Here is an 18,010-nt window from a genome sequence, read left to right as displayed (position 1 = left end):
CGTAGCGGGAGGTTGACAGGCCGAAGCGCTCAATGCCCGCGTGAGCCTCTTAGGGCCCCATCCTGAATATGGGGAGTCGTCAGGCGCTCATTCAGGGCGGCACATGCGGACTCAGGTACCGGCAAACCCCCATTCATGTCGGCGCTACCGGTAGACTGGTGAACAATCCCGCATCTTCGCGGGAGTCGTCGATACAAGCCGAACGACGCAGCCGCTCCCGCCTGCCCGGAGAACGGCCTGTGCTGTGCCAGAAAGGGCGCTTCGTGGCCGATTCCGGCAACCCCAACGAGAACATTCCGTCCACACCCGGTGAGAGCGGCGGGGTAACTGCCTCGTACGACGCCAGCGCGATCACCGTCCTCGAGGGCTTGGACGCGGTCCGCAAGCGACCTGGTATGTACATCGGCTCGACCGGTGAGCGTGGCCTGCACCACTTGGTGCAGGAAGTGGTCGACAACTCGGTCGACGAGGCCCTGGCCGGGCACGCGGACACGATCGACGTTACGATCCTCCCCGACGGCGGGGTTCGTGTGATCGACAACGGCCGTGGTATCCCGGTCGACATCGTGCCGTCGGAGAAGAAGCCGGCCGTCGAGGTCGTGCTGACCGTGCTGCATGCCGGCGGTAAGTTCGGCGGCGGCGGTTATGCCGTCTCCGGCGGTCTCCACGGTGTAGGTGTCTCCGTGGTGAACGCGCTGTCGTCGCGCGTCTCCGTCGAGGTCAGGCGGGACGGCTACCGCTGGACCCAGGACTACAAGCTCGGTGTGCCGACGGCGCCGCTGGCCCGTAACGAGGCCACCGAGGAGTCGGGGACGACGGTCACCTTCTGGGCCGACGGTGACATCTTCGAGACCACCGAGTACTCCTTCGAGACTCTGGCGCGCCGCTTCCAGGAGATGGCGTTCCTCAACAAGGGTCTGACGATCAAGCTCACCGACGAGCGTGAGTCGGCGAAGGCGACGGCGGGTGCGGATGTCGCGGAGGCGGTCGAGATCGCCGAGGAGGAAGCGGCCCGCACGGTCACGTACCACTACGAGGGCGGCATCGTCGACTTCGTGAAGTACCTCAACTCCCGCAAGGGCGACGTCATTCACCAGTCGGTGATCGACATCGAGGCCGAGGACAAGGAGCGACTCCTCTCGGCCGAGATCGCGATGCAGTGGAACACGCAGTACAGCGAGGGTGTGTACTCCTTCGCGAACACGATCCACACGCATGAGGGCGGCACCCACGAGGAAGGCTTCCGTGCGGCGCTGACCACGCTGGTCAACAAGTACGCGCGGGACAAGAAGCTGCTGCGTGAGAAGGACGACAACCTCACCGGTGACGACATCCGTGAGGGTCTGACGGCGATCATCTCGGTGAAGCTGGGCGAGCCGCAGTTCGAGGGTCAGACGAAGACCAAGCTGGGCAACACGGAGGCGAAGACCTTCGTCCAGAAGGTCGTCCACGAGCACCTCACGGACTGGTTCGACCGGAACCCGAACGAGGCTGCGGACATCGTCCGTAAGGGCATCGCGGCGGCCACGGCCCGCGTTGCGGCCCGCAAGGCGCGCGATCTGACGCGTCGCAAGGGTCTCCTGGAGAGCGCCTCGCTGCCGGGCAAGCTGAGCGACTGCCAGTCCAACGACCCGACGAAGTGCGAGATCTTCATCGTCGAGGGTGACTCCGCCGGTGGTTCGGCGAAGTCCGGCCGCAACCCGATGTACCAGGCCATCCTGCCGATCCGAGGCAAGATCCTGAACGTCGAGAAGGCCCGGGTCGACAAGATCCTGCAGAACACCGAGGTCCAGGCGCTGATCTCGGCCTTCGGCACCGGAGTCCACGAGGACTTCGACATCGAGAAGCTCCGCTATCACAAGATCATTCTGATGGCGGACGCCGACGTCGACGGTCAGCACATCAACACCCTGCTGCTGACGTTCCTCTTCCGCTTCCTGCGTCCGCTGGTCGAGGCCGGGCACGTCTACCTTTCCCGCCCGCCGCTCTACAAGATCAAGTGGGGTCGGGACGACTTCGAGTACGCGTACTCGGACCGCGAGCGCGACGCCCTTGTCGAGCTCGGCAAGCAGAACGGCAAGCGGATCAAGGAAGACTCGATCCAGCGCTTCAAGGGTCTCGGCGAGATGAACGCCGAGGAGCTGCGCATCACCACGATGGACGTCGACCACCGGGTGCTCGGCCAGGTCACGCTGGACGACGCGGCGCAGGCCGACGACCTCTTCTCGGTGCTGATGGGTGAGGACGTCGAGGCGCGGCGCTCGTTCATCCAGCGCAACGCCAAGGACGTCCGCTTCCTCGACATCTGAGTCGGCCGTACCAGCAAGCCGCCGCTCGAAAGGACTTTGACCAGCAATGGCCGACGAGAACACCCCTGTGACGCCCGAAGAGGAACCCGCAACCGCGGGTGTGGGCATGCGTGTCGAGCCCGTCGGGCTCGAGACGGAGATGCAGCGCTCCTACCTCGACTACGCGATGTCCGTCATCGTGTCGCGTGCGCTGCCCGACGTACGGGACGGTCTCAAGCCCGTCCACCGCCGTGTGCTGTACGCGATGTACGACGGCGGCTACCGGCCTGAGAAGGGCTTCTACAAGTGCGCCCGTGTCGTCGGTGACGTCATGGGTACGTACCACCCGCACGGTGACTCGTCGATCTACGACGCACTGGTGCGACTGGCGCAGCCGTGGTCGATGCGGATGCCGCTGGTGGACTCCAACGGCAACTTCGGTTCTCCGGGCAACGACCCGGCTGCCGCCATGCGGTACACCGAGTGCAAGATGATGCCGCAGTCCATGGAGATGGTCCGGGACATCGACGAGGAGACCGTCGACTTCCAGGACAACTACGACGGCCGTAATCAGGAGCCGACGGTCCTGCCGGCGCGCTTCCCGAACCTGCTGGTCAACGGTTCCGCGGGTATCGCGGTCGGCATGGCGACCAACATTCCGCCGCACAACCTGCGCGAGGTCGCGTCCGGTGCGCAGTGGTACCTGGAGCACCCGGAGGCCTCGCACGAGGAGCTGCTGGACGCCCTGATCGAGCGGATCAAGGGCCCGGACTTCCCGACCGGTGCGCTCGTCGTGGGCCGCAAGGGCATCGAGGAGGCGTACCGCACGGGCCGTGGGTCCATCACGATGCGCGCGGTCGTCGCGGTCGAGGAGATCCAGAACCGGCAGTGCCTGGTCGTCACGGAGCTTCCGTACCAGACCAACCCCGACAACCTCGCGCAGAAGATCGCCGACCTGGTCAAGGACGGCAAGGTCGGCGGGATCGCGGACGTCCGTGACGAGACGTCCTCGCGCACCGGCCAGCGCCTCGTGGTCGTGCTGAAGAGGGACGCGGTCGCCAAGGTCGTACTGAACAACCTGTACAAGCACACCGACCTGCAGACGAACTTCGGCGCGAACATGCTGGCCCTGGTCGACGGGGTGCCGCGCACGCTGTCGATCGACGCGTTCATCCGCCACTGGGTGACGCACCAGATCGAGGTCATCGTCCGGCGTACGAGGTTCCGCCTGCGTAAGGCGGAGGAGCGGGCGCACATCCTGCGCGGTCTGCTCAAGGCGCTCGACGCGATCGACGAGGTCATCGCCCTCATCCGGCGCAGCCAGACGGTCGAGATCGCCCGTGAGGGCCTGATGGGCCTCCTGGAGATCGACGAGATCCAGGCGAACGCGATCCTGGAGATGCAGCTGCGCCGACTGGCCGCGCTGGAGCACCAGAAGATCACGGCCGAGCACGACGAGCTCCAGGCGAAGATCAACGAGTACAACCAGATCCTGGCGTCGCCCGAGCGGCAGCGGCAGATCGTCAGCGAAGAGCTGGGGGCGATCGTCGACAAGTTCGGCGACGACCGACGCTCCAAGCTGGTGCCCTTCGACGGTGACATGTCCATCGAGGACCTGATCGCCGAGGAGGACATCGTCGTCACGATCTCGCGCGGCGGCTATGTGAAGCGTACGAAGACGGACGACTACCGCTCGCAGAAGCGCGGCGGCAAGGGCGTACGCGGCACGAAGCTCAAGGAAGACGACATCGTCGACCACTTCTTCGTGTCGACGACCCACCACTGGCTGCTGTTCTTCACCAACAAGGGCCGGGTCTACCGGGCCAAGGCGTACGAGCTTCCGGACGCCGGCCGTGATGCGCGTGGGCAGCATGTCGCCAACCTGCTGGCCTTCCAGCCGGACGAGCAGATCGCCGAGATCCTGGCGATCCGCGACTACGAGGCCGCGCCGTATCTGATCCTGGCCACCAAGGGCGGCCTGGTGAAGAAGACCGTGCTGAAGGACTACGACTCGCCGCGCTCGGGCGGTGTCATCGCGATCAACCTCCGTGAGACGGAGGACGGCAGCGACGACGAGCTGATCGGTGCGGAGCTGGTTTCGGCCGAGGACGATCTGCTGCTCATCAGCAAGAAGGCCCAGTCGATCAGGTTCACTGCGACGGACGAAGCGCTGCGCCCGATGGGCCGTGCCACTTCGGGTGTCAAGGGGATGAGTTTCCGCGAGGGCGACGAACTGCTCTCGATGAATGTCGTCCGGCCAGGTACGTTCGTCTTCACTGCCACCGATGGCGGGTACGCGAAGCGGACCGCCGTCGACGAGTACCGCGTTCAGGGTCGCGGCGGCCTCGGCATCAAGGCCGCCAAGATCGTGGAGGACAGGGGCTCGCTGGTCGGCGCGCTGGTGGTCGAGGAGACGGATGAGATCCTTGCCATCACGCTCGGCGGTGGTGTGATTCGTACGCGAGTCAATGAAGTCAGGGAGACGGGCCGTGACACCATGGGCGTCCAACTGATCAATCTGGGCAAGCGCGATGCCGTCGTCGGTATCGCTCGTAACGCCGAGGCCGGCCGCGAGGCCGAAGAGGTCGACGGGGCCGATGACGCCGAGGGCGAGACGGCTGAGACGACTGCCGAGGTGACGACAGCCGAGTCGACTGTCGAGGGCACTGTCGAAGGCATGTCGCCTTCGGCCGGGGAGCACGAGGAGTAGAGCGTGAGTGGAGCCACGGGCGCCGGTTCGGCCGCTTCCGGAGCTGGAGCGAACGGTGCCCGTGGCCCTGCCACGGACTCCCAAGGGGGCACTGTGACAGACACCCGGGGGCCTCAGCCCCAGTACGAGGGATACGCGACCGGGCCGCTGCCCGGTGAGCGCGAGCCCGCACCGGGGCAGGCAGGCGGGCCTTACCACCCGCCACAGGCGTACGCCTCGCCCGCGGGCGGGACGCAGGGCGGCCGGCCCCAAGGAGCGCAGCAGCACGGCACACAGGGCGCCGGTGGCACGCAGGCGACCCGTCTGCCCCGGACGGGGGCGCGGACAACTCCGCGCATCCGTAAGGCGCGACTGCGGGTGGCGAAGGCCGACCCGTGGTCGGTGATGAAGGTCAGCTTCCTGCTCTCCATCGCGCTCGGCATCTGCACCATCGTGGCGGCCGCGGTCCTGTGGATGGTGATGGACGCCATGGGCGTCTTCTCCACCGTGGGCGGCACGATCAGCGAGGCGACCGGTTCCAACGAGAGCAACGGCTTCGATCTGCAGTCGTTCCTGTCGCTTCCGCGCGTTCTCATCTTCACGTCGGTCATCGCGGTGATCGACGTGGTGCTGGCCACCGCGCTGGCGACGCTGGGCGCCTTCATCTACAACTTGTCGGCGGGCTTCGTGGGCGGCGTGGAGCTCACGCTGGCCGAGGACGAGTAGGGCTTCGGGTATCGATTTTGGGACTGGCCCCGACGTGCGCTAATCTTCAGAAGTCAGCGCGCAGCGCGGCGGGGCTATAGCTCAGTTGGTTAGAGCGCATCCCTGATAAGGATGAGGCCACAGGTTCAAATCCTGTTAGCCCCACCAGTACAAAGACCCCCAACCGATCATGGTTGGGGGTCTTTGACATCTCCGGCTGACATCAGCCAATGAGCAGATCTGCCAGCAGCCCCGAGTGCAGTGGGTTCGGCTGCTGTGCCGAGGCTCACACCTCAGGGACAGCGGGGGCGCCATGACTGATCACGGTTGGTCCGACAGCACCGATGACGGGGATCCCTTCGAGCGCGGGAAGCTGGATTGGGCCTTTGTGCGTTGGATCCTTCTCGCGGGATTCGTGATCTGCGTGATCGGCGTGGCGTGGTTCGCTTGGGCCTTCGCTCAGCGGAGCCCCTAGCCCTCTCGCCGATCATGCTTGCGCTCGTGATTGTCGGCCGACATCAGGCCGATGAGCGGATCTCCCAGAAGGTCGGCGAGCATGGCCGCCGCTTCCCGCGGGTCGTCATCCACTCGATGCGATCGTCCCGGACCGCGCCGTCAGGCATCTACGCGATCTCCGGCACCCTGGAGAAGTCGCTCGTTGAGATCTTCATGCGCGACCACGCCGGTCGTCTGGAGCAGGCACGGCAGCGTTTGCCCGACGCCATGGGTGCGACGAGGACGAGGAAGGCGAGGCGGCACAAGGCGCCCCAAGAGAGCCATCCGGCGATGACATCAGTGGCTGACACCAACACTGCCGGTACCGGCGAATCCCGCCGGACTCACGCGGCAGGTGGACCCAGCACCGGCCAGGACTGGCCGTGGTGCGCGACGCCCACGGACCGACCTGGTAAGGATGAGGCCATAGGTTCAAATCCTGTTGGCCCCACAGGGACAACAGAAGGCCCGGTATCTCTTCGGAGATACCGGGCCTTCTGTGTGCGCGGGGGTGTGCGGGCTGCCTGCGCGTGTCGGGGTTCTCCGTTGTCTGCGGTTCGCCTGGCGCTGTTGGGGGATCGGTTGCGCCGGGGGCGGTTGTGGTGGGGGCTTACGGGCCGGCCGGGTGCGGTTGTCGCGCGTGGGACGGTGCAACGCCGCGAGGGCGTCCGCGGGCGCACGAAAAAGCCCCCGTCCGGTGTGAACCGGACCAGGGGCCCTGTGCGTCGGGTGCGCCGCTCTCACGGTGGAAGGGGTGATGCCTTTCCCGCCGGGGCGCCGTGAGCGATGCGGGCGGCACCTGTGGTGCCTGTGGCGCCCAGGGTGTTCCTCGTGTCCACGGTCAGATTCCTGGCGGCCGGTGACGAGCCGTGCGCCTCGGCGCGGATGCGCTGCTTCATGGTGGGGGGCAGCGCCCTGTCACGCGGAAGGGTCCATCGCACCGACGGAGTGGTCGCGGTTGCGGTGGCAGCACCCGTGTGCTCCTGGTTCGTGGCCGTCGGCTGCTGCGCGGTCGCGGCGGGGGCGCTGATGAGCCCCATCGACGCGAGAAGCGCGAAGAAGGCGGTGATGAAGGCGGTCCAGATGCTCTTGACCTTGAAGGCGCTCATGGCCCCTCGCTTTCGGGTGGTCCGGTTTGCTTACCTTTCTGATGATGTGGATCCGGCTTGCGATTTCAGGGATCGACGCCAGCGATCCGCCGATCTTCAGATGAACACCACTCGTATGGTTCAACCGGGCTGGACGAGTCGGCGCGGGCTGGTCGGGATGGTGGGGTTTGCCCGGGCGCCGGCCGGGTCGCGGGGAGGTAACCGATCGATATCGGCCGGTGTGTATAGTCGGGCGGCAGAAGTCTCCTACGTCAAGGAAAGACGAGGTCGCGCGGTGAAGAAGCTTCTCCTGGTCGCACTGGCCGCCATCGGCGGGCTCCTCGTGTACCGCCAGATCCAGGCGGATCGCGCCGAGCAGGATCTGTGGACGGAGGCGACTGACTCCGTGCCCGCAGGTTCGGGTGTGTGAGACAGAACAGCCTTTTGCGGGGCCCCGGTCGCTGAGCGGCCGGGGCCTCGTGCTGTTGCGGGACCGTGACACCTGTGCCCTTGAGTTCACCTACGCAAATCAATAAGTTGCGTGAGCAAAGAAGCCGGAATTTCGGCCGAGGGGGCACGGGTGAGAGGACTCAATCACCGCTGGACTGCAACAGCAGTGGGGACATGGGCCGGCGGGGCGCTGCTCGCCCTGATGGCAGGAGCGCTGCCGGCCGCGGCGGCGGGATCCGGAGCCCACGGCGCCCATGGTGCAGCTGCCGCGCCGCCGGGCATGGCTGCCCCGGACAACAGCAGCCTTGTCATGGTGCTCGACTCCTCCGGATCCATGGCGGACGACGACGGCACCGGCCGGACCCGGATGGAGACTGCGCGTAGCGCAGTGGGCACGGTCGTGGACGGTCTGGCGAGTTCTGCATTTCCGTGACGCTGGGTGCGCGGGCCGCTGAGATCGCCGAGAACCCGCAGATCGGCGTGGTGCTTCGGGTATCAGTGCTCGGCGACGAGCGGGCCGGACCGGAGCACGGTGCGGCCGTCCTCGGGAAGAAGACGGACAACGGGCCGGACAAGAGGGGCAATTCGACTGCGGCCGCAGACAGCGATGGTACGGGCGGGGCAGGATGGACGGGCATCGCGGCCGCTGCCGGGGCGGGCGCCGTGGTGGTTGTGATCGCGGGGCTCGTGTTCGTGCGCAGCCGCCGCAGGGTGGCCACCCAGACGACGAGGGGAAGCGCGTGATGAGGCAGCGCAACAGGGGCCGGGCGACGCTGACCGCGGTCGCGGCGATGTGCGCGGTGGCGGCGCTGCCGGGGCAGGCGTACGCGGCCGGGGAGCCTGCTCCGTACACCTTCGACCCCGAGGCCAAGGCGGTTCGGGGCGCGGAGGTCAGCACCGACGCGTCGGCACTGACCCCCGGATCCGTGTACAAGAGCTCGATCAAGCCGGGCGAGAAGCTCTACTACCGCCTCGACCTCGATGCCGACACGAATGCGTATGTCTCGGCGGTGGCGGTGCCCAAGCTCGGTGGTCAGGTCGCGTACGGGGACGGCATTAAGGTCAGCATCCGGGACAGCACCGACCTGCAGTGCAGCTCGGAGGATGCCAGGTTCGAGTCGGCGGAGTTCCCCCGCCCGATCGCCGCTTACGCGTACCGGGTCCCGGAGAAGGACAGCACCACCTGCAACGAGGCCGGTACGTACAACGTGCTGGTCGAGCGGGAGGGCAAGGAGACCTCGACTCCGGAGGAGTGGGACCTGGAGCTCCGCTACGAGTCGGAGCCGAAGCTGAAGAAGGGCGGGTCGGTACCGACCGAGGCGCCGGCGAACTGGCCGTCGGCGTCGCCGTCACCGCCCACCCAGGCCGCGCAGGAGCGGCCGGGCGGCACCAGTTATTACGACGCCACCAGCCTGGAGACCGGCGAGTGGGATGACAGCATCGAGCCGGGGCAGACCCGCTTCTACCAGGTGCCGGTGGACTGGGGACAGCAGATCTTCGCCACCGTCGATCTCGGCAACAGCGTCGACGGATCGGACGAATACGTAGGCAGCGCGCTCGCGCTGTCCCTGGACAATCCGGCGCACGGCCATGTCGACGAGGCCTCGCCGCTGTCGTACTCCGGCAGGCCGGCCTCCGTGTCACTGGATCCGCTGCCCCCGGTGGCGTACGAGAACCGGTTCGCCTCCGGCGCCGATGTCAGCGCCATGCGGTTCGCGGGCTGGTACTACCTGTCGGTGACGCTGAGCCCGGAGGTCGAGAAAGCTTACGGCAAGAAGGCGATCCCGATGACCCTCAAGGTGAAGGTCGAGAACGCCGCGGGTCCGTCGCCGTACGAGGGTTCCGCCGGGGTCTTCGGTGTCACACAGGACGACAAGGACATGGCCAGGAGCGGGCAGAGCGCCCCGCAGGCCGCCAAGAGCGACACGATGAAGGTGGTTGCCGCCGTCGGGATCGGCGCGGGCGCCGTGCTCGTGCTCGGGCTCGGGGCGTGGACGCTGCTCGCGCGGCGACGCGCGGAGACCGTCGCGGGCGGGCAGGCAGCCGTGGGCACGGCCGGACAGCCGCCGTACGGAGGTCCGCCGCAGGCCTGGTGATTCCGGGCGCGGGCCTGGCGGTCCGGAGCCGTCAGCGGCTGAGGGCGGCGAACTCAGGTCTGCGTCAGCGCCCAGATGCCCACGGCGAAACAGATCAGCGCCACCAGCAGGACCGGGACCGCCACCTTCGGGGGCGGTCCCGGACGCTTCTGCGGAACGTGCGCGGGAACTCCCACTGTGGGATGGGGAACCTGCGGCTGCTGAGCGGTGTAAGCACGAGTGAGAGCTTGTTCGTGCTGCACCGCGGCTGTCGGGGCCTGGGAGGGATCCGGCGCGGCGGCAGGGAAAGGGGAGCCTGTATGCGCCGGGAGCGGATGGGGGAAAACGGCCGGCTGCACCGGCTGGGGCTGGGCCTGTGGCTGGGGGCTGGGTGGCTGCTGCGGAGGCGGGGCGAGGTGGAAGCTGCCCGTCTCCGACATCTGGGACGGCGACGGGGTGTGCGGCTGCGGTACGGACGGCTGTACAGGCGGCTGTTTGGACAGATGGGCGTCCTGCTGGAGTTCCTGGCCCGTGGGTGTGATCTGTACGTTCTGCGAGGCATGCGTGGGTTGGGCGGGAGTTCGGGGGGCCGCGAGGGGGCCTGCGGGACCGAATCCGGCGGGCAGCGGGCCGATCTGGTCGAAGACCTCCACCGGTTCGTCGTCGACGCCGGGCTCCGGCAGCATCTCGACAGCGGCGGTCAGGGCCTTGCGCGCGCCCGTGGCCGTCCGGAACCGGGCATGAGGATCCGGCTGGAGCAGGCCCGCGAGGACCTGCCACAGCGGTTCCGGGATGCCTTGCGGGGCGCTGGGCGTGCCGTGCGACGCGAAATGCTCGACGAGAGCCCTGGAGTCGGGCTTCTGACCCTGCAACAGATACAGCGCGACGAGACCGACGGCGAAGAGATCCGCCGGGAAGTCGGGCTCCGCACCCATCATCTGCTCGGGCGCGAAGTAACCCGGCGTTCCCACCACATAGTTGGTCTCGGTGAGGCGCGGCTCGCCCTTGCGCATGGAGATACCGAAGTCGGAGAGCCGCAGATGCGGCCGGCCGGTGCCGGTGGCCTCCATCAGGATGTTGGCGGGCTTGATGTCGCGGTGCACGACCCCCTCCGCGTGCACCGTCGACAGCCCGGACAACAGCTGGTCCAGCAGCGTGCAGACGAAGCGCGGGGGCAGCGGGCCGTAGTCGCCGATGACATGTGCCAGCGAGCCGCCGCTGACCAGATCCATGGTGAACAGGACCTTGTCGTCGTCCGCAGCCCAACTGGCCGGGGCGAGCACATGCGGATGCTCGATCCGCAGTGCCTGCTCGCGGACGAAGCGCAGCAGCGTGTGCGCGTCGCTCTGCTGGAGCACCTTGGCCGCCACGTACCGGCGGCGCCGGTGGTCCCAGGCACGCCAGACGGCGCCGACGCCACCACGTCCGATCGGATCGATCAGCTCGTACCGACCCGCGAAGACCTCACCCATTGCGCTGCGCCCGCTCCCAGTTCCTGTTTCGGCTCGTGCCCGGCTCTCGGGGTAGTGCCCTAGGACTTGTCGGACAGGCCCTAGCCCTGGTGTCCCTCGTAGTGCGCGACAGCGTCCGCGGTGCGCCCTGCTCCGTACACCTTGAGGAACTCTGCCAGTTCCGGGTGGGTCGGGGCGAGGGAGTCGGCGGCATCGATGATGTCCCCGGCGGCCGATACCGACCGCAGCAGCGACTGGATCTCGCGGACCACACGCCGGACGGTGGGTGCCCCGCCGGTGGTCGAGGTCTGACCGGTGCCGGTGAGGACGGAACCGCCCTGGGACTTCTTGATCTCTTCCATGCGGTCGGTGGCCTCCCCCGCGCTGACGCTGCCGTCGGCGACATGGCCGGCCAGTTCCTGCAGGGCCTGGACACGCTGGACGACCGCCGGGTTGCCGATCTTCGCGCGCTGGCCGCTCATCAGCTGGGAGAGCATGGGGGCGGACAGCCCGAGTACGGCGGCGAGCCGGGCCTGATTCAGGCCGAGATCATCGATCAGCCTACGGAAGAGCGCCCCCAGTGGCTCTCCGTACCAACTGCGCTGAAGCTCCCTGGCTCTTGCCGTTGCCTCTTGCTGAGCTGCGTCCATTGCGTCTCCCCTTCGCTGCGGCTTCGCTGCTGCGAACCTCGACGAGCATCTTACGGAGAGGGGTTGCCGACCGGGAGCCCCAATCTTTTTGGAAGATTCAGGGGGTCACCCGGTAGTCTGGTCTGCGGCGGTGACCGAGACGCTGATGCGTCCGGTGCTGTCCGCTTTTCGGGGCCTTAGCTCAGTTGGTAGAGCGCTGCCTTTGCAAGGCAGATGTCAGGAGTTCGAATCTCCTAGGCTCCACATCTGTAGAGACTCCCCTGGCCTGTGGAAACGCAGACCAGGGGAGTCTCTGCGTTTCTGACGTCAGCACCGTGTCAGTGCGGGTCCGCTGTACCGCCGCCGTGTGGCATCCATCGGGAAGCGGGACGAAAGCGAGTCCGCGGCAGTGGCTGACGAGGACCGCGCGAAGCCCGCTACGCGAGTCCGGCGTCGGCGTCCGCATCGCTCCAGCGCCGCTGGATCAGCCTCGCCTGTTCGGTGAGGGCCTCCACCAGCTCGCGAATGCTGCGCGCGGCGGTGGTACGGAGCACGGCAACGCTGATCTCCCGTGCCAGCGGGGCGCCCTTGAGCCGTCGTACGGCGACGTCCTCGCGCGCGGGGCCGAGGGCGAGCCGGGGGATGAGCGCCACGCCCGCGCCTGCTGCGACGAATCCCTGGACGACTGCGTAGTCGTCCGTACGCAGGGTGTGCACGGGCTCGAAGGAGTGCTGGGCGCAGGCCCACGACACGAGGCGTTCGCACGGGTCACGGGGATCGGCCGCGCCGATCCAGTCGTCGTGCCTGAGTTCTTCGAGCGATACGTGTGCCAGCCCATTTCGTGGGTGACGACGACCATGGTCATGCCGTCTTCGGCGAGGCCGCGCATGACGTCGAGGACGTCGCCGACGAGTTCGGGGTCGAGAGCGGAGGTGGGCTCGTCGAAGAGCATCAACTTGGGTTCCATCGCCAGGGCGCGGGCGATGGCGACGCGCTGTTGCTGCCCACCGGAGAGCTGGGAGGGGGTAGTTGCCGGCCTTGTCGGCCAGGCCGCGCACGCGAAGTCGGCGACTCCCTCGTCTTCATGGACGACGGCGTAGTGCATTCGTGGGAGAGGATCGGGGCGGAAGCGGAAAGTCCACTCTTCTCTTCTGCCGATGGTCACCACGGACAACACAACGGGCGCCGGAAAACCTCAGGGTTTTCCGGCGCCCGTTCTGTTGGGCCGGTGGCTCAGCGGCGGTCGTCGAGGTCAGTTCCGTCCACCTCGTCCGTCCCGTCGGGGCCGGTGTCGTCCTGCTTGGCCCGGACCTCGGGGTCGAGGACCGTCGGGCCGCTGCCGTCGACCGAGGCCAACGGTGCGCGGTCGGAGACCTCCGTGGGGGCGGGGGGTTCGACCAGCCAGTCCGGGTTGGCCTGCTTGTCCCACCACCGCCAGGCGGCATAGGCGGCGGCCGCCAGCAGGGAGACCACGGCGAAACCCTTGAGCGCGCGGCCGGCCTTGGCCCGCCTCCTGTTCCTTCTGGCCAGCTGCTGGATCTCCTTCGGCGTGACCTGCCCGCGCAGGGCGGCCAGGGCCGCGATGCTGCGGGACGTGGCCTCCTCGGCGACGGGCTGGGCGGCGGCCACCGCGGACTCGACGCGGGGCACGGTGTACTCCGCGGCGTTCTTGGCGGCCCGGCGGGTGCGGAGCGCGGCGCGCTGCGCGGCCTCGTCGACCTTGGGTGGCACATGAGAGCGGGCCAGTTCGATATGTGGTGCCAGATATGCGTCGTACTGGACGCGGGCCTGTTGGGCTGCTTTCGACGCCTTCGGCGCGAGCCGCGTACGGGCCTCGTGCGCATAGCGTGCGGCCTGGTCCTTGGCCGTTTCGGCGTAGGGCGCCACCACTTCCGCGGCGTGCTGCACGCTCTCCTTCGCCGAGTCGGTTGCGGCGCGCACGCTGTCGATGCGGGTCACGGGATCCTCCTCCTTGGTGGCGGGTAGTACTCCGCCTTTCCACCCATTTCGAGATCATGCCTGCCGGTGGCCCAAGTGGCATGTGGGGCGGGCATCCGGGTCATGAGCGACCGTTGTGAGGGACGGTCGTGAGAGACGTCCTCGGGCAATGCGGTGCAAGGGGAGCTTGCCGACGACAATGCCACGGTTCAGCTCAGTACGCGCCGGTTCGTCACGCGCTTGGCCTCATTTGTTCCTGCGGGAAGCGGCAGGCGAGCGGCGTGAAATCAGGCAAGAAGGTGAGGGATGTCCGTTCGCGGGTGGCGGTCGGGCGCCGTGAGGGATGGTCCGTGCGAGGATCGGTGGACGTCAGCGAAGACTTACGGAAGGCAGATCGTGGCCGAGCAGCTTTACGCCACCTTGAAGACCAACCAAGGCGACATCGAGATCCGGCTTCTGCCGAACCACGCGCCCAAGACGGTCAAGAACTTCGTCGAGCTCGCCACGGGCGAGCGCGAGTGGACCCACCCCGCGACCGGCAAGAAGTCCAAGGACCGGCTGTACGACGGCACCGTCTTCCACCGTGTCATCAGCGGCTTCATGATCCAGGGTGGCGACCCGCTGGGCAACGGCACCGGTGGCCCGGGCTACGAGTTCGGTGACGAGTTCCACCCGGACCTCAGCTTCAACAAGCCGTATCTGCTGGCCATGGCCAACGCCGGCCCGGGCACCAACGGCTCGCAGTTCTTCGTCACCGTCTCGCCCACCGCGTGGCTGACCGGCAAGCACACCATCTTCGGTGAGGTGACGGACGAGGCCAGCAAGAAGGTCGTGGACGCCATCGCCGGCACCCAGACCAACGCCCGCACCGACCGTCCGGTGCAGGACGTGGTGATCGAGTCGGTCGTCGTCGAGACCCGATGATCTCCGGTGGTCACCAGGTGATCACTCTCTGATTCCTCTGACGGGAACCAACCGCCCTGCTTGTCCGTACTGCTTACATAGCGGATGAGCAGGGCGGCTTTGTGTGCGCTGCCGCTCACGAGAGATACCGAGGGGACCAGGAAGTGATGGGACCGATGGACGAGCAGCCGCCCGGCAGCCGGGACCACTCCGCCGCCACCGACGGCCCGCTCGGCTGCTACCGCCACCCGGGCCGTGAGACAGGGATCCGCTGCACCCGCTGCGACCGCCCGATCTGCACCGAGTGCATGGTCAGCGCCTCGGTCGGCTTCCAGTGTCCGGACTGCGTCCGCCAGGGATCCGGCACGGGGCACGGACCGGCGGCCAATCAGCCGCGCACCCTCGCCGGCGGCACCGTCGCGGCCGACCCCCGGCTGGTCACCAAGATCCTGCTCGCTCTCAATATCGCCCTGTTCATCGTGGTTCACGTGAAGGGGGCGCTGCTCCAGGACCTGACGCTCTTCGGCCGGGCCAACCTCTACTACGGCGGCCCGCCGGAAGGTGTTGCGGAGGGCCAGTGGTACCGGCTGGTGACATCGATGTTCCTGCACCAGGAGGTGTGGCACATCGCGTTCAACATGCTGGGACTGTGGTGGCTCGGCGGCCCCCTGGAGGCAGCGCTCGGGCGCGCCCGCTATCTCGCGCTCTATCTGCTCTCAGGCCTGGCGGGCAGCGCTCTCACCTACTGGCTCGCCGCACCGAATCAGCCCTCGCTCGGTGCCTCCGGCGCCATCTTCGGTCTGCTGGGCGCCACCGCCGTGCTCATGCGCCGCCTGAACTACGACATGCGGCCGGTCCTCGTGCTCCTCGCGCTGAACCTGCTCTTCACCTTCACCTGGGGTGGAATCGCCTGGCAGGCGCATGTCGGCGGTCTGATCGCGGGCACGGTGATCGCCATCGCCATGGTGCATGCACCGCGCGGGCGGCGTGCGCTGGTGCAGTACGGCACCTGTGCGCTGGTCCTGGCGGCAGTGATCCTCATCGTGGTCGCGAGAACGGCCGCACTGACCTGATCACAGGGGTGATCGCGGACCGGCCGAGGTCGCCCTTCGTGCAGTTGTCCACAGCAGGGGCGTGATCTTGTGCATTCTGTGGGTACAACTGTGCCCCTTGTCGCTGAGCTGGGTTTTTCCAGCCCGGACAAGGGGCGTGCCACCCCTCGACGGGGGAGGCTGCAGTCACACCGGCGTCAACATCCAAGGAGTTATCCACAGATCGTCTGACCTTTTCCCCCGCCTGTGGATAACGCTGTGGGTAACTCAGGGCAAGGGTTGCAATACCGGGGTCAGCTGTGGTGCCGGGTACGAGGTGGAGCTACTTCCACTGTGTGGAGACGCCGAAGCCGCCGGCGATGAAGCCGAAGCCGACGACGATGTTCCAGTTCCCGAGCGCATTGATCGGCAGATCGCCGTCGGTCACATAGAAAACGACGATCCAGGCCAGACCGATCAGGAAGAACGCCAGCATCACCGGCGCCACCCAACTGCGGTTGGTCAGCTTTATGTTGGTTGTCTGCTTCGCCGGGGGCGGCGTGAAGTCGGCCTTCTTGCGGATACGTGACTTCGGCACGAGGAACTCTCCTGTCGATGCGCTGCGTGACCGCGCAGGGAACTATGGCTGGCGCCGGGGCGCGAGGGGGAATGCTGCCTCCCCCGGGCGTCCGTTAGCGTAGTGCTTCCGTGGCGCCGAAGGAGATAAGGGTACGTTGAGCAATTCTGCCGACTCTCCCCAAGACCCGGTCCGGCGCCCCTTCAGGCACCCGGTCCGGGTGCTCACCGCTGCCGTGTTCGCCCTCGCCGGACTGATCTTCGTCACCAGCGCCAACACGGCCAAGGGCACCAACATCCGCACCGACTCCTCGCTGCTGAAGCTCTCCGACCTGATCCAGCAGCGCAGCGGGAAGAACGCGGCGCTCGACGACTCCAACGCGTCCCTGCGCGACGACATCGATGCTCTCGCCCAGCGCGACGACGGCAGCACGAAGGCGGAGGACGCCAGGCTCAAGGCGCTGGAGCGGGAGGCGGGCACCACGAAGCTCTCCGGCCGGGCCGTCGCCGTCACCCTCGACGATGCCCCGCCGGACGCCACCGCGAAGCCCGGCTACCCCGACCCGCAACCCAATGACCTGGTCATTCACCAGCAGGATCTGCAGGCGGTCGTCAATGCTCTCTGGCAGGGCGGCGCCCGCGGTATCCGGGTCATGGACCAGCGACTGATCTCCACCAGTGCCGTGCGCTGCGTCGGCAACACCCTGATCCTGCAGGGCCGGGTCTATTCACCCCCGTACAAGATCACCGCGGTCGGCAACCCGGACAGCCTCAAGAAGGCCCTCGACAACTCCCCGGCGATCCAGAACTACCTGCTGTACGTGAAGGCGTACGGTCTGGGCTGGAAAGTCGACGAGCGCGAGGCGGTGACTCTTCCCGGCTACTCGGGCACAGTGGATCTCCACTATGCGAAGCCGGTGAAGTAGCGAGCGGTTCCGGGGAGGCCGACCGGTGTCGGTGCGACTGATCGTCAGGACGTTCAGCGAACTGTGCATCACCGTTGGCGCCCTGATCATCCTCTTTGTGGTGTACGTGCTGTTCTGGACCGGGGTGAAGGCCGCCGGCGCGACCGAGGGGCAGATCGACGGCCTTCAGGACCGGTGGGCTCGCGGGGCCGTGTCCGCACCCGCGCCGACCGTGTCGCCCTCGTCCTCGCCCACCGCCAATGCGTCCGCTTCCACCGCGCCCGCGCCGCCCGCACCCGCCGCGTACCCGGACGGGAAGGCGTTCGCGATGCTGTACATCCCCCGCCTCGGCAAGGGCTGGGAGTGGCCCATCCTGGAGAACACCAAGGTCAGAACGTTGCAGAAGGGCCTCGGTCACTACCGGGGAACCGCCTCCCTCGGCGCGACAGGCAACTTTGCCGTGGCCGGACACCGACGCACGTACGGGGACCCCTTCAAGGATTTCCCGAAACTGCGCCCCGGCGACGCGGTGATCGTGACGGACGGCACGACATGGTTCACGTACCGAATCGACAGGGAGCCCTACCGGACCGTGCCGAACGACACCGGTGTGATCGACCCCGTCCCCCGCAAGTCCGGCTTCGACGGCCCCGGACGCTATCTGACGCTGACGACCTGCGACCCCGAATGGGGTAGCAGCCACCGGCTGATCGCCTGGGCGCATCTCGACGCGACCCAGCCTGTGACCGACGGCAGACCCGCAGCTTTCCACAGCTGACCCACGCCC

The 18,010-nt window shown here is 67.5% G+C and carries 17 protein-coding genes, 2 tRNA genes and 1 pseudogene; 13 read left to right on the top strand and 7 right to left on the bottom strand.

The annotated features are described in order from the left end of the window. Nucleotides 1–239 precede the first annotated feature (239 nt). From gyrB to OHA88_RS24215, 4 genes are all read left to right on the top strand, one after another. The gene (gene gyrB / locus OHA88_RS24230) at nt 240–2,309 is read left to right on the top strand and encodes a DNA topoisomerase (ATP-hydrolyzing) subunit B (RefSeq protein WP_323181204.1); all 2,070 of its coding nucleotides are present in this window, start codon (nt 240–242) and stop codon (nt 2,307–2,309) included. A 46-nt stretch (nt 2,310–2,355) separates the two neighbouring features. Further along, on the top strand, nt 2,356–4,998 hold the full coding sequence (gene gyrA / locus OHA88_RS24225; RefSeq protein ID WP_267004081.1) for a DNA gyrase subunit A: 2,643 nt from the start codon (nt 2,356–2,358) through the stop codon (nt 4,996–4,998). Nucleotides 4,999–5,091: 93 nt separating this feature from the next. Next, entirely contained in the window at nt 5,092–5,703 is a 612-nt protein-coding gene (locus OHA88_RS24220; protein ID WP_328627048.1) for a DUF3566 domain-containing protein, read from the top strand. Between the two features lie 70 nt (nt 5,704–5,773). Next, a tRNA-Ile gene (locus tag OHA88_RS24215) sits at nt 5,774–5,850 on the top strand. A 1,067-nt stretch (nt 5,851–6,917) separates the two neighbouring features. Here OHA88_RS24215 and OHA88_RS24210 read toward each other — a convergent pair. Then, nucleotides 6,918–7,286 (bottom strand): DUF6344 domain-containing protein, encoded by a 369-nt coding sequence (locus tag OHA88_RS24210; RefSeq protein WP_328627047.1) that lies wholly within the window; start codon nt 7,284–7,286, stop codon nt 6,918–6,920. 274 nt (nt 7,287–7,560) lie between these two features. Here OHA88_RS24210 and OHA88_RS24205 point away from each other — a divergent pair, with 274 nt between their 5' ends. The 4 genes from OHA88_RS24205 to OHA88_RS24190 all read left to right on the top strand — a co-directional run bounded on the left by OHA88_RS24205 (nt 7,561) and on the right by OHA88_RS24190 (nt 9,811). Continuing rightward, on the top strand, nt 7,561–7,695 hold the full coding sequence (locus OHA88_RS24205; RefSeq protein ID WP_003958712.1) for a DLW-39 family protein: 135 nt from the start codon (nt 7,561–7,563) through the stop codon (nt 7,693–7,695). 150 nt (nt 7,696–7,845) lie between these two features. Continuing rightward, nucleotides 7,846–8,148: a hypothetical protein gene (locus tag OHA88_RS24200; protein WP_328627046.1), complete on the top strand. Its 303-nt coding sequence runs from the start codon at nt 7,846–7,848 to the stop codon at nt 8,146–8,148. After that, nucleotides 8,145–8,459, top strand: a complete 315-nt coding sequence (locus OHA88_RS24195) for a hypothetical protein (RefSeq protein WP_328627045.1) — start codon at nt 8,145–8,147, stop codon at nt 8,457–8,459. The genes OHA88_RS24200 and OHA88_RS24195 overlap by 4 nt, the downstream gene beginning before the upstream one ends. Then, nucleotides 8,459–9,811 (top strand): hypothetical protein, encoded by a 1,353-nt coding sequence (locus OHA88_RS24190; RefSeq protein ID WP_328627044.1) that lies wholly within the window; start codon nt 8,459–8,461, stop codon nt 9,809–9,811. Before OHA88_RS24195 ends, OHA88_RS24190 begins: the two co-directional genes overlap by 1 nt. Nucleotides 9,812–9,864: 53 nt before the next feature. Here the strand turns inward: OHA88_RS24190 and OHA88_RS24185 are convergent, their stop codons facing one another. Both OHA88_RS24185 and OHA88_RS24180 read right to left on the bottom strand, forming a co-directional pair. Next, the gene (locus OHA88_RS24185; RefSeq protein WP_328627043.1) at nt 9,865–11,262 is read right to left on the bottom strand and encodes a serine/threonine protein kinase; all 1,398 of its coding nucleotides are present in this window, start codon (nt 11,260–11,262) and stop codon (nt 9,865–9,867) included. A gap of 80 nt (nt 11,263–11,342) precedes the next feature. Further along, nucleotides 11,343–11,891, bottom strand: coding sequence for a helix-turn-helix domain-containing protein (locus OHA88_RS24180; RefSeq protein WP_267004069.1), 549 nt, complete (start codon nt 11,889–11,891; stop codon nt 11,343–11,345). Between the two features lie 170 nt (nt 11,892–12,061). Here OHA88_RS24180 and OHA88_RS24175 point away from each other — a divergent pair. Then, nucleotides 12,062–12,134: transfer RNA gene (locus tag OHA88_RS24175), tRNA-Ala, on the top strand. Nucleotides 12,135–12,307: 173 nt separating this feature from the next. Here the strand turns inward: OHA88_RS24175 and OHA88_RS24170 are convergent. The 3 genes and pseudogenes from OHA88_RS24170 to OHA88_RS24160 all read right to left on the bottom strand — a co-directional run bounded on the left by OHA88_RS24170 (nt 12,308) and on the right by OHA88_RS24160 (nt 13,829). Then, nucleotides 12,308–12,661, bottom strand: a complete 354-nt coding sequence (locus OHA88_RS24170) for a LysR substrate-binding domain-containing protein (RefSeq protein WP_328629780.1) — start codon at nt 12,659–12,661, stop codon at nt 12,308–12,310. 38 nt (nt 12,662–12,699) lie between these two features. After that, a pseudogene (locus tag OHA88_RS24165) lies at nt 12,700–12,907 on the bottom strand (ATP-binding cassette domain-containing protein); the annotation flags it as partial. 196 nt (nt 12,908–13,103) lie between these two features. After that, a complete protein-coding gene (locus OHA88_RS24160) occupies nt 13,104–13,829 on the bottom strand; it encodes a DUF5324 family protein (protein WP_328627042.1) in 726 nt (241 codons plus the stop codon). Nucleotides 13,830–14,204: 375 nt separating this feature from the next. Between OHA88_RS24160 and OHA88_RS24155 the strand changes: the two genes are divergently transcribed. Next, nucleotides 14,205–14,732, top strand: coding sequence for a peptidylprolyl isomerase (locus OHA88_RS24155; protein WP_030972436.1), 528 nt, complete (start codon nt 14,205–14,207; stop codon nt 14,730–14,732). Between the two features lie 155 nt (nt 14,733–14,887). Then, complete coding sequence (locus OHA88_RS24150) at nt 14,888–15,784, top strand: rhomboid family intramembrane serine protease (protein ID WP_328627041.1); 897 nt, start codon at nt 14,888–14,890, stop codon at nt 15,782–15,784. Nucleotides 15,785–16,085: 301 nt separating this feature from the next. Here the strand turns inward: OHA88_RS24150 and crgA are convergent, their stop codons facing one another. Next, complete coding sequence (gene crgA / locus OHA88_RS24145; RefSeq protein WP_328627040.1) at nt 16,086–16,340, bottom strand: cell division protein CrgA; 255 nt, start codon at nt 16,338–16,340, stop codon at nt 16,086–16,088. Between the two features lie 136 nt (nt 16,341–16,476). On the opposite strand from crgA, the gene OHA88_RS24140 reads away from it, so the two are divergent. Continuing rightward, nucleotides 16,477–17,244 carry a DUF881 domain-containing protein gene (locus OHA88_RS24140; protein ID WP_328627039.1) on the top strand — a complete coding sequence of 256 codons (768 nt, stop codon included), beginning with the start codon at nt 16,477–16,479 and terminating at the stop codon, nt 17,242–17,244. Between the two features lie 25 nt (nt 17,245–17,269). Beyond that, a complete protein-coding gene (locus OHA88_RS24135; RefSeq protein WP_328627038.1) occupies nt 17,270–18,001 on the top strand; it encodes a class E sortase in 732 nt (243 codons plus the stop codon). Nucleotides 18,002–18,010 lie beyond the last annotated feature (9 nt).

It is taken from the genome of Streptomyces sp. NBC_00353, from assembly GCF_036108815.1.
In the GTDB taxonomy this organism is placed as follows: domain Bacteria; phylum Actinomycetota; class Actinomycetes; order Streptomycetales; family Streptomycetaceae; genus Streptomyces.
This window is presented reverse-complemented; position numbering and strand designations above follow the sequence as displayed.